Annotated in this window: 12 protein-coding genes; 10 read left to right on the forward strand and 2 right to left on the reverse strand. The window is 64.1% G+C overall.

All coding sequences use genetic code 11. The features are described from left to right. Window positions 1-780, forward strand: coding sequence for a DUF899 domain-containing protein (locus AC1D1F_RS03590; protein ID WP_477675167.1), 780 nt, complete (start codon window positions 1-3; stop codon window positions 778-780). Window positions 781-788: 8 nt separating this feature from the next. Here the strand turns inward: AC1D1F_RS03590 and AC1D1F_RS03595 are convergent, their stop codons facing one another. Then, the gene (locus tag AC1D1F_RS03595) at window positions 789-1604 is read right to left on the reverse strand and encodes a hypothetical protein (RefSeq protein WP_477675166.1); all 816 of its coding nucleotides are present in this window, start codon (window positions 1602-1604) and stop codon (window positions 789-791) included. Window positions 1605-1622: 18 nt separating this feature from the next. Here AC1D1F_RS03595 and AC1D1F_RS03600 point away from each other — a divergent pair, with 18 nt between their 5' ends. The 6 genes from AC1D1F_RS03600 to AC1D1F_RS03625 all read left to right on the forward strand — a co-directional run bounded on the left by AC1D1F_RS03600 (window position 1623) and on the right by AC1D1F_RS03625 (window position 5114). Further along, window positions 1623-1859 (forward strand): hypothetical protein, encoded by a 237-nt coding sequence (locus AC1D1F_RS03600; RefSeq protein WP_477675165.1) that lies wholly within the window; start codon window positions 1623-1625, stop codon window positions 1857-1859. 44 nt (window positions 1860-1903) lie between these two features. Beyond that, on the forward strand, window positions 1904-3349 hold the full coding sequence (locus AC1D1F_RS03605) for an MFS transporter (RefSeq protein WP_477696956.1): 1446 nt from the start codon (window positions 1904-1906) through the stop codon (window positions 3347-3349). A gap of 106 nt (window positions 3350-3455) precedes the next feature. After that, the gene (locus AC1D1F_RS03610; RefSeq protein WP_477653248.1) at window positions 3456-3632 is read left to right on the forward strand and encodes a DUF3606 domain-containing protein; all 177 of its coding nucleotides are present in this window, start codon (window positions 3456-3458) and stop codon (window positions 3630-3632) included. A gap of 24 nt (window positions 3633-3656) precedes the next feature. Next, window positions 3657-4154 (forward strand): DUF421 domain-containing protein, encoded by a 498-nt coding sequence (locus tag AC1D1F_RS03615; protein WP_477675163.1) that lies wholly within the window; start codon window positions 3657-3659, stop codon window positions 4152-4154. Further along, on the forward strand, window positions 4141-4740 hold the full coding sequence (locus tag AC1D1F_RS03620; RefSeq protein ID WP_477675162.1) for a cysteine hydrolase family protein: 600 nt from the start codon (window positions 4141-4143) through the stop codon (window positions 4738-4740). The genes AC1D1F_RS03615 and AC1D1F_RS03620 overlap by 14 nt, the downstream gene beginning before the upstream one ends. Beyond that, window positions 4737-5114 (forward strand): GFA family protein, encoded by a 378-nt coding sequence (locus tag AC1D1F_RS03625; RefSeq protein WP_477675161.1) that lies wholly within the window; start codon window positions 4737-4739, stop codon window positions 5112-5114. Before AC1D1F_RS03620 ends, AC1D1F_RS03625 begins: the two co-directional genes overlap by 4 nt. 165 nt (window positions 5115-5279) lie before the next feature. On the opposite strand, the gene AC1D1F_RS03630 is transcribed toward AC1D1F_RS03625, so the two are convergent. Then, window positions 5280-5540: a SlyX family protein gene (locus AC1D1F_RS03630; protein WP_477675160.1), complete on the reverse strand. Its 261-nt coding sequence runs from the start codon at window positions 5538-5540 to the stop codon at window positions 5280-5282. A gap of 238 nt (window positions 5541-5778) precedes the next feature. On the opposite strand from AC1D1F_RS03630, the gene AC1D1F_RS03635 reads away from it, so the two are divergent. The 3 genes from AC1D1F_RS03635 to AC1D1F_RS03645 all read left to right on the forward strand — a co-directional run bounded on the left by AC1D1F_RS03635 (window position 5779) and on the right by AC1D1F_RS03645 (window position 10395). Continuing rightward, window positions 5779-8610, forward strand: a complete 2832-nt coding sequence (locus tag AC1D1F_RS03635) for a hypothetical protein (protein ID WP_477675159.1) — start codon at window positions 5779-5781, stop codon at window positions 8608-8610. Window positions 8611-8663: 53 nt separating this feature from the next. Beyond that, entirely contained in the window at window positions 8664-9518 is an 855-nt protein-coding gene (locus tag AC1D1F_RS03640; RefSeq protein ID WP_477675158.1) for a hypothetical protein, read from the forward strand. Between the two features lie 160 nt (window positions 9519-9678). Then, window positions 9679-10395, forward strand: a complete 717-nt coding sequence (locus tag AC1D1F_RS03645; protein ID WP_477675157.1) for a glutathione binding-like protein — start codon at window positions 9679-9681, stop codon at window positions 10393-10395. The last annotated feature ends 519 nt before the right edge of the window (window positions 10396-10914 follow it).

Consider the following 10914-nt stretch of genomic DNA (forward strand, 5'->3'; position numbering starts at 1 on the left):
GTGAATGCCAACCCCGCCGTGCACCCTCTCGTGTCCAAGGAAGAATGGCTTGCCGCCCGCCGCCTGCTGCTGGCCCGCGAAAAAGAGCTCACCGCGCAGCGCGACCTGGTCAACGCCGAGCGCCGCCGCCTGCCCTGGCTGCCGGTCGACAAAGCCTATGTGTTCGACGGCCCCAAGGGGCGCGAAAGCCTGGCAGACCTGTTTGAAGGGCGCAGCCAGCTCATCGTCTACCACTTCATGTTCGGCCCGGACTGGAAGGAGGGCTGCCCCAGCTGCTCTTTCCTGTCCGACCATATCGACGGCGCCCTCGCGCACCTGGCCGCGCGCGACATCACGCTGGCCGTGGTCTCGCGCGCACCGCTGGCCCAACTCGCCGCCTTCAGGCAGCGCATGGGCTGGCGCTTCAAGTGGGTGTCGTCCTTTGGCAGCGACTTCAACCACGACCACCACGTCTCCTTCACACCAGAAGAACTCGCCGGCGGAAAGGTGGCCTACAACTACCGCATGGAAGACGTCGGGGGCATGGAAGAACTGCACGGCATCAGCGTGTTCGCGCGCGACGGCCAGGGCCACGTCTTTCACACCTATTCAAGCTACGCCCGCGGCGCGGACCTGCTGGTCGGCGCCTACAACTTCATGGACCTCACGCCCAAGGGGCGCGACGAGGACGGCCTGCCGTTTCCCATGGCCTGGGTGCGCCACCATGACAAATACGGCGCGGCTGAAGCCATGGCCCGGGCCGCCCCGGCCTGTTGCCATGCCGAGGCCCCCACCGCATGAGGGGATTGCTAGAAACGGACTTTGAGAAAAGCCGACGGCCCCTTGAGCTTCACGCGAAAGCGCGCATTGTTGCTGTCGCGGTGCAGGTCGATGTCGGTCAGGCCGTAGTCCAGCACCACGCCGACGTTCTTCATCGGGAACCATTCCACGCCCACGGCGGCGTTGTAGATTTCGCCGCGCACGTTGCTGCCGGTTTTTTTCACGCCCGAGGCGTCGGCGAACAGGCGCAGGTCCGGCGAGATCGCATGCCTGAGGCCCACTTCCACCAGCGGCGCCACCGCGTCGTCGCTGTCGCTTTGCCGGATGCTGCCGGTGCCGCCGCCGGTGACCGCCGCGGTGGCGTTCAGGTCCAGCCCCACGCGGTAGTAGGCCGCGCCCAGGCCCAGGCCCAGCACGGTGTTGCCCGAACCCAGCCACCATTTGTAGGCCAGCTTGGCGAAGTCCACTTTCACGTCGAGGTTGGCCGTGCCCGTGGTCGTCACCGTGCCGCTGCCGATATTGAAGTTGCTGGCCAGCGAATCCCCGTAGCCGCGCTTGAACTGGTAGTAGTCGAAAGACAGGCCCTGGCTCTCGAACAGCAGCACGTCGGCCTTGATGCGCGGCATGGTCACGCTGCTGCTCTTGGAGTCGCCAGAGTCCAGCCGGCCGAAGTTGGTGTTCACCGCCGCGTTGAAGGTCGGGTCGGCGTGGAAAGCGCCTATCGAGAAACTCGCGCGGTCCAGCGCCGGCGAGGGTTGGGCCAGGGCCGCGCCGCCCAGCAGCGCCAGGGCGCCAAGCCCGGCCATCTTCAGGGCCCGGCCGGCGCGGCGGGGCAATGGAGTCATCCGCATGAAATACATCCCATGGCTAAAAGTGCGCGGCGTGCTGCGAGTGTTTTAAAAATGCCGCAAGGCTCCCGTTTCCTGTCCTCAAGAATCCGTTCTAAATTAGCCAGCGTGATCCCGTCCGGCTATCCGCCAAAATCCGAGGCGCTTGTAGGACAGGGCGCGACGCATATTGCCCGCCGGCTTCGCCTGTCATGGCGTAACATGCGCGGCCACGGCATGGTTTCGCGCCGGAACGACCAGAACCTGCCCTGATTTGACGGACAACATTCATCCATGAAGCAGAGGAGAAACCGCAAATGAGACAACACATGGACAGCCGCAAGCGCTGGTGGGCCCTGATGGTGCTGTGCCTCGGGGTGCTGATGATCGTGCTCGACACCACCATCGTCAATGTGGCCCTGCCATCCATACGCACCGACCTGCATTTCACCGAGACCTCGCTGGTCTGGGTGGTCAACGCCTACATGCTGACCTTCGGCGGCTTCCTGCTGCTGGGCGGCCGGCTCGGCGACCTGTACGGCCACCGCCGGCTCTTCCTGGCCGGGCTCAGCCTGTTCACCGTGGCTTCGCTGGCCTGCGGCCTCGCCAACTCGCAGGCGCTGCTGGTCGTCGCGCGCGCGGTGCAGGGCCTGGGCGGCGCGGTGGTCTCGGCGATCTCGCTGTCGCTCATCATGAATTTGTTCACCGAACCGGCCGAGCGCGCCAAGGCCATGGGCGTCTACGGTTTTGTCTGCGCCGGCGGCGGCAGCATAGGCGTGCTGCTGGGCGGCCTGCTGACCGACGCGCTGAGCTGGCACTGGATCTTCCTGGTCAACCTGCCCATAGGCGGCGTGGTCTTCGCGCTGTGCCTGCTGCTGCTGCCCGGCGGCAAGGGCCAGGCCACCGGCGCGAAGCTCGACGTGGGGGGCGCCGTCACCGTCACCAGCTCGCTGATGCTGGCCGTCTACGGCATCGTCAACGGCAACGAGGCCGGCTGGCTCTCGGGCCAGACTTTAGGTCTGCTCGGCGCGGCCGCGGTGCTCATGGCCGTCTTCCTGGCCATCGAGTCCAAGGTGCAGACGCCGCTGATGCCGCTGGGCCTGTTCCGTCTGCGCAACGTCGCCACCGCCAATGTCGTGGGCGTGCTCTGGGCCGCCGCCATGTTCGCCTGGTTCTTCATCTCGGCGCTCTACATGCAACTGGTGCTCGGCTACAGCGCCATGCAGGTCGGCCTGGGCTTTTTGCCGGCCAACCTCATCATGGCCGCCTTCTCGTTGGGCCTGTCGGCGAAGATCGTCATGCGTTTCGGCATACGCGCGCCGCTGGCCGCCGGCCTGCTGCTGGCCGCCCTGGGCCTGGCGCTGTTCGCGCGCGCGCCCGTGGCCGGAAGCTTCGCACTCGATGTGCTGCCCGGCATGCTGCTACTGGGCCTGGGCGCCGGCATGGCTTTCAACCCCGTGCTGCTGGCCGCCATGAGCGACGTCGACCCGGCGGAGTCCGGCATCGCCTCTGGCGTGGTCAACACCTCCTTCATGATGGGCGGCGCCCTGGGCCTGGCCGTGCTGGCCAGCCTCGCGGCCGCGCGCACCACCGCACTGGCGGCCGTCGGGGTGGACGCGGTCTCCGCGCTCAACGGCGGCTACCAGCTGGCCTTTGTGATCGGCGCGATCTTCGCGGCCGTGGCCGCGGTGCTGGGCGCCGTGCTGCTCAGGCCCGGGGGCGCGGCAGCCGCCGGCGCCAAGCCGGCCGCGGCCACGCACTAGGCTGCCCGGCGTTGGGGAAAGCGCTGCCCGCGCAAGGCGTTGCCGTCCTACAGGCCGGACGAAAGGGCCAGGCCTACGATCCGGTTTTTCCCTCCAGGAGAAACCCATGTCCGACGACAAAAGCAAGACAGGCGCAGACCGCAAGCTGATCTCCCTCGAGCAGGCCCATGAGCTGCGCGACTGGATGAAGTCGCTGGGCTGCACCGAGCAGCAACTGCGCGACGCCGTCAAGGCGGTGGGCCATTCGGCCGAGGCCGTGCGCGCCCACCTCGCGAAAAAATAAACGGCCATCCACCGCACACCCAGCATGTTCGACCTCCATGCCGACTGGTGGGAATTGCCTCTGCGCGCCGTGATCATTTACGGCGCGTTGCTGGCCATGGTCCGCTTCTCGGGCCGGCGCACCGTCGGGCAGTTCACGCCCTTTGACCTGCTTGTCGTGATGCTGCTCAGCGAGTCCGTGTCGAGCGGCCTCAATGGTGGGGAAGAATCGGTGACCGGAGGCTTGCTGGCCGCCGCAACGCTGGTGGCCTTGAACGTGCTCATCGCTTTCGCCACCTCGCGCAGCGCTCGCCTGCAGACAATCATGGAAGGCCGGCCGGTGCTGGTCGGACGCGACGGGAAAATATTCGCCGAGGTCCTCAAACAACACCGCGTCCCCCTGGGCGACATCGAACAGGCCTTGCGCGAGGCCGACTGCGAGCAGTCCGACATGAAGTTCGCCTGCCTCGAGGCCGATGGGAAAATCAGCATCCTCAAAGAAACCACCAGCCCGCCGCTGGCCCTGTCCCGTGAACACGGATGAACTTCCGCGCAGCCGCCGTGTGCTGCTGCTGATCGACTTCATCAACCCCATGGATTTTCCGGGCGCCGGGGACCTGGCCGAAAGCGCCGTCGAAGCCGCGCGCGCCACCGCCGCCCTCAAAGCCGTTCTGTGCGAGCAAGGCGTGCCCGCGATCTATGCCAACGACAACTACGGCGGCTGGCAGTCCGACTTCCAGAGCCTGGTCGAGCGCTGCGCCGGCAGCCGCGGCGCTTCCGGCGAGATGGCGCGCCTGCTGCGTCCCGAACGCGGCGACCTCACCGTCCTCAAGCCCCGGCACTCGGCCTTTCTGGGCTCGCCGCTGGACCTGCTGCTGTCCCGCATGGACGTCAAGGACATCATCATCACCGGCGTGGCGACCGACATGTGCGTGCAACTCACCGCCATGGACGGCTTTCTGCGCGGCTTCAAGCTGCAGGTGCCCTCCGATTGCTGCGCCGCTGAATCAGCGGAATACCACAAGCAGTCGCTGGCCTATATGGCACGCATCCTCAAGTGCGACATTTCACCTTCGGCCTTCATCCAAAGCGCCGTCACCCCCGCATCCCAACACAGGAGAAGCGCATGACCACCCTCACCGGAAGCTGCCATTGCGGCAAAAATGCCTTTCGCATCGACGGCGAGATGCCGGACCAACTCACGCGCTGCACCTGCTCGTTCTGCAGCAAGCGCGGCGCGCTGCTCGCCTACTACACGCCGGAGCAATTTCATGTGACGACGCCCGCGGCCGCCGACGCGATCTACCGCTGGAAGACCAAGCTTGTGGACCATCACTTCTGCCCCGAGTGCGGCATCGCCACCTATACCGACAGCCCGGCTTTCGAGATGGACGGCAGCTGGGACGGCAGCACGCGCCGCATAGGCGTCAATGCGCGCCTGTTCGATGATTTCGATGCGGCTACCGCGCCTGTCACCGTGATAGACGGCAAGAACCTCTGGTAGCCCGTGCCGCGTAATCTGGGGATGCAAATTCATCCGCAGCTCTCGCAGATTTACACAGATTAAAAACAAGAAGTTTTAATTGAAACTTCACTCCCCGCGACTTTGCATCTGAGGGCCCTCATCTGTGTAAATCTGCGTAATCTGCGGATATAAATTCCCCGCAACTCAGAAATGCGGCGGCAATTCGTCGCGCAGGCTGCGCGTGGTGGGGATGTCGCCGTCACGCACCGGCGCGGCCTTGAGGTCGGCGACCTCGCGCAGTAAGGCGTCGATTTGCTGCTGCTGGCGCACGATGATCTTGTCGAGCTGGTCCAGCAGGTCTTCGGCAAAGCTGGCCTTGATCTCGAGTTCGGTCAGGCGCTGGTCGGTGTTGTCGATGGCGCTGCCGCTGCCGTGCATGTCTTGCGGGTCGTTGGGATGTTCCATACCTGTATTGGACATGAAGCCTGGGCTGATGCCAAAAGTACCCCCGTACATACCCTCACACCTCGCGGCCCCGGCGCCTGCATTGCAGGGCGAATTGGGGAAATAAGCACCTTGTTTTTTCCATGAGCCCTGTCTAAGCTGACGCGAATCTTTCGGCAAAGAGATTGGCGCGTTCCACCATCCGATGGGCATCGCCTTCGAAAAATTCGCGGTGCTGACGCGTGTGAAGGAGAAAAATATGGTGGACTCAACCACTGCAAGAGAGGGAACTTCAGGGGAGGGCCTGGAGGCGGAGCTTGACGCGATTGCGTCACGCCGGGCGTTTGTCTATGTGGAGGGCACCGCACCGAAAGAAAATTGGGGGCTGGCCCTGTCCGGCGGCGGCATCCGCAGCGCGACCTTCTGCCTGGGCGTGCTGCAGGCGCTGGCGAAAGCCCCGTTCAAGCTGCACGGAGAAAACGGCCCCTTGCCCAAGCTCCCGGCGGCTTCAACTTCTCCAGCTCCCCCCTGGCCCCTGCTGGCCCGCTTTGATTTCCTGTCCACTGTCAGCGGAGGCGGCTACATCGGGGGATTTTTCTCCGCCTTGTTTCGCACCAGGGAGTCGCAGGAGCCGGACAAGCCGGTCATCGCGCCCATCTCGACGCCCACCGACCTGGCACGCGAAGCCTACGCCGCGCTTGCCACCGATCCCCCCGGAAGGTTGCGCAAAGTCCAAGCCCCGTCCGCCAGAGCGCCTGAACGAAAAGAGCGGCATGACCGCCCTTTGCGCTGGCTGCGCGAGAACGGCCGCTACCTCGCACCCAACAACACCGGCGACCTGTTCTACGACGTCGCCATCGCCATCCGCAACCTGTGTGCCGTGCACTATGTGATCGGCGTCACGCTGCTGACCGTCTTCCTGTGGATGTTTGCCCTGCGCCATATCAGCCTGGATCCGGGATGGTTTGGAGCGCTGGCACGGATGGCGGAGGCGCTCGAATCCAGGATGCAGCCACCGCTTTCAAACTGGCGTGGCGAAATCTGGTACAGCCCATGGTTCGGCGTGCTGGGCCTCTGGGTGCTGGTTGCGGTGATCCCTTGCGGCGTGGCGTATTGGCTGGACAAGGACAAGCCCGGCCCCCGGGGGAAGCCCCTGTGGTGGTCCATCCCCCGGCCGGTGATTGCCGCGGCGATTTTGCTGGGGCTGGGAATTGTCGCCGTCTGCCTCCTCTTGTCCAGCCTGCCGGGCGCGGGTATCCAGTCCCGGATTCCGAATGCGCCCATGTCTCTCGTCCTGCTGGTGCTGCTGGACATCGCGCTGTTCGTTTCCCTGCTGGTATTTGGTGCCGCCAAATGCTGTCCGTTCTATCGTTCACAGTCGCCCTACCATCTGCCGCTGGAACCCCGCCTGTTCCGTAACCGCATCACGCGATGGTTGTCGAACGTGCTGACCGCCTCAGCGGTCATCGGCCTGCTGGCGCTGGTGGAGACCGCGGGGCAAACGCTTTATCTATGGTTGGCGATGAGGGGATCATCGCCCCTCACGGTTTTCAGCCTGGCCGGCGCCGTCGCCGCCCTCGTGGCGGCCGTCCGGAAGTTCGCGCCCCTGCTAGCCCAGCCCGGCAAGGATGGCTGGCTCAGCAGGCTTCCGCTGAACGCCATTCTTGGTGTCGTGGGCCTGGCGCTGGTTCTGCTGCTGGCCGTGGCCTGGAGCTGCGCGGCCGCGGCCTTGCTGTTCGGCATGCAGGCGCCGGTGCTGGATTCCGGGCAACTGCTGATCAAGGCCATGTTTACCCAAGCCGGCGCCGGCCTGGGCTTCACCGGGCCGCTGCGCTATGTGTACCCGGCGGTGCTGATGGCCTTCTGCCTGGTGGCCACAGTCGCGGCGGGCTGGTTCCTGGGTTTCATCAACCTGTCCAGCCTGCAGGTGATGTACGGCGCGCGCCTCACGCGTGCTTACCTGGGGGCGTCGAACAAGAAGCGGTTTGACCCGGGCGCACCCAAGATGGACGTCACCGAGGCCGATGAAAGCGACGACTTCTCGCGCAAGGACTACTACGGCAAGACGCATCTTGGTCCGGCCCACATTATCAACGTGACCATCAACGCCACCACGGGCACCGGCGACCAACTGACCCAGCGCGACAGGCAGGGCCTGCCTCTGGCGGTCACACCAGCGGGTATCACGGTGAACGGGAAACCCTGGGACTCCGGCATCGGCAGCTTCTCCGATACCCGGCCCGAATCGGGCGCCGGAACGGATGCCTTGGTCAAAGCGAAAGCCCTGGCCAGAACCGTGGCCAAAGCCCTCAAGCCCCCGCCTCCAGAATTGTCCATAGGCCAATGGATAGGCTTGTCCGGCGCGGCGTTTTCGACGGGGCTGGGCCGGGGCACCTCGCTCGGGCAGGCCATGCTCTTCACCGTCACCAACATCCGCCTGGGCTGGTGGTGGGACTCGGGAAAAAAGGACATCCACACGCCGCTTACGCTGTGGCGCAACCAGACTTACCTGCAGCGCGAATTGCGCGCCCGCTTCCTGGGAACGGACGGCTCGCACTGGTACCTCAGCGATGGCGGGCATTTTGAGAACACCGGCGTCTTCGAGCTGCTGCGCCGACGTGTGGGTTTTATCGTGTGCTGCGATTGCGGCGCCGACCCGAATTACACCTTCGAAGACCTGTCCAACCTCATGCGCCTGGCACGCATCGACTTCGGCGCGGAATTTGAATGCGTCAGGCCCGCCGATGTCCCCCGCTTCGCCGCGGATTCGGATAGGCTGTCGCCTTATTTCGCGAGCGATGAGACCGAACTGTGCCCACCGGCCGACCTTGAGGGCAAACTCCCGGTCGCTGCCGACGACAAGTGCGCCCTGCTTTATCGCGTGCGCTATGCGGCCCATCCCGGCCAGGACAGTTTTTTGCTGGTGCTCAAGCCCCGCCTGATCAAAAGCGCCCCGCTGGACCTGTTCGAGTACCAGGTCAAAAACCCCTCGTTTCCGCAGCAGACCACCTTTGACCAGTTCTTCGATGAGGCCCAGTGGGAAAGCTACCGCAAGCTGGGCGTGCTGATCGGCTCGCGGGTCTTTCGATGAGTTTTTGAAGCCTCTCCACGCCCCCTCCGTTCACTCCACCAAAGGATTCCGCCATGCAAAGCCTTGTGATGTACAGCAATGAGTTTTCCGGACATCTGAACAACGGCCTTGCGCCCGAGCAGTTCAAATACCGCATCCTGGTTGAAGGCGACTCCTGGATGGATCGCAGCGCTATGGTGCACACCTCGCTGCTGCAAAGCCTGGCGCCTGAAATGGATGCCGGCAATGAGCCGGTGCTGTTCATCAACCTCGCCATCTTCGGTGACACCATGCGGCGCATGGGCCAGAAGAAGCGCGATTTTGTGCAATGGGTAAGGACGGCTTTTGAATGGAAGTTCGATGCCATTTTGCTCAGCGCGGGCGGCAACGACTTCATCGATGCCGCGCGTGACCCGGCGCCCGGTGAAGGCCTGCTCAAAAATCTGGCGGGGCAAGCCCCGCCAGCCCAGGGACGTGACTGCCTGAGGCCCGTTGCCGTGAAGAGCCTGGTCGAGCAGTGGCTGGACCCAAACTTCAGCGTGCTGTACGACGCCGTTGAATCCAGCCGGCACCACGGCATACCGATCTTCCTCAATAGCTACGACACGCCCACCGCGCGCAACGCGCCGGCATTCCAGAACGGGCGCTCCTGGCTTTACGCGTCCTTCGTCAAAAACAATATTCCCCCCGCGCTGTGGCCCGACCTGACTGCCGCGCTGTTCGGCGAGGTCCAGGCCGCCGTGGGCGGCTGGGCCACCGGGCGGGCCAACGTGCACGTCGTTCCCACCAACGGGACGCTGGACCGCGCCATGGAAGGCACAACCGGAAACGACCACGACTGGCAGAACGAGATCCATCCCAACAAGGGCGGTTGGGAAAAGCTGGCCAGAGTCTGGAAGGCCAGCATCAAGACGGTGCTGCTGCCTTGAGCTTCCAGGCCGGGCCTGCGCCCGGCCGGTTTGTCCGTCGTGGCCCGCCAGGCGTGTGGGGCTGGGGCTTGGTTGGGGCGGGCAATACCCGTTTCCGCCATCCGGAATACAGTAGGCGCTGCGCCGAGCACCCGCCTTTCGTTTCACAATCCGCCACACCATGACCCAACTCCAGAACTTCCCCCAAGACTTCCCCATCACCCAGAAATGGCCCGCTCAGCATTCTGATCAGATCCAGCTGTATTCGCTGCCCACGCCCAACGGCGTCAAGGTCTCCATCATGCTCGAGGAGACCGGCCTGGCCTATGAGCCGCACCTCGTGAGCTTCGAGACCAACGACCAGATGTCGCCGGCCTTTCTCTCGCTCAACCCCAACAACAAAATCCCCGCCATCATCGACCCCAAGGGCCCAGGCGGCCGGCCTCTGCCCCTGTTCGAATCCGGCGCCATCCTGGTCTACCTGGCCGAAAAAACCGGCAAGTTCATCCCCCAGGATGCGGCCGGCCGTTATGAAACCCTCCAGTGGGTGATGTTCCAGATGGGCGGCATAGGCCCCATGTTCGGCCAGCTCGGGTTTTTCCACAAATTCGCCGGCAAGGAGTTTGAAGACAAGCGGCCTCGTGATCGCTATGTTGCGGAGTCCAAGCGGCTGCTGGGGGTGCTTGAGCAGCGGCTGCAGGGACGCTCCTGGGTGATGGGTGATGAGTACACCATTGCTGATATTGCTATTTTTCCGTGGGTTCGGAATCTGGTTGGCTTTTATGAAGCCGGTGAACTGGTGGGATTTGCTGACTTTCCTAATGTCAAGAGGGTGCTGGAGGTTTTTGTGGCGCGGCCGGCTGTGGTGAAAGGGCTGGCTATTCCCAAGCGGGGCTGAGTTTTTTTGAGGCCGGGTCTTGCTCCGGCCTGTGCGCTTGCTGCTGAGGGTTGCTGGCCGGGGGTAGCCCGGCGGCTACTCACTTTTCTTTTGCTTCGCCAAAAGAAAAGTAAGCAAAAGAAAAGGCGACCCTGGTTGCTGCGTCCCTTCGCTGCGCTACGGGCAACCTGCGGTGCTCGGTCCAGACTGGGTCTCGCTAAACTCGCTACGCTGCGCTTCGCTCAAACAACGCGATCCCTGATCCGCCTGAACCTGCGCTCCTCGGCGCATCCACAAGGGGTGGGGAGTGAATACCAATACCTAAGAAACAAGGACTCGCCACGGCGAGTCCTTGTTTGCATTTGTCTTCTTGTCTTTCTGTCTTTGTCCTCGCTCCCGATTGCCCCGTCCTGGCTGGGCCGAGGAGCGCAGAGACAAGCGGATCAGGGCTGGCGTTGTTTGAGCCGAAGGCGAGTTTAGCCAGACCCCGCTTGGCTCGAGCACCGCAGGTTGCCCGAAGCGAAGCGTAGGGACCCAGAC

The sequence above is a fragment of the Polaromonas sp. P1_H6 genome (assembly GCF_056405195.1).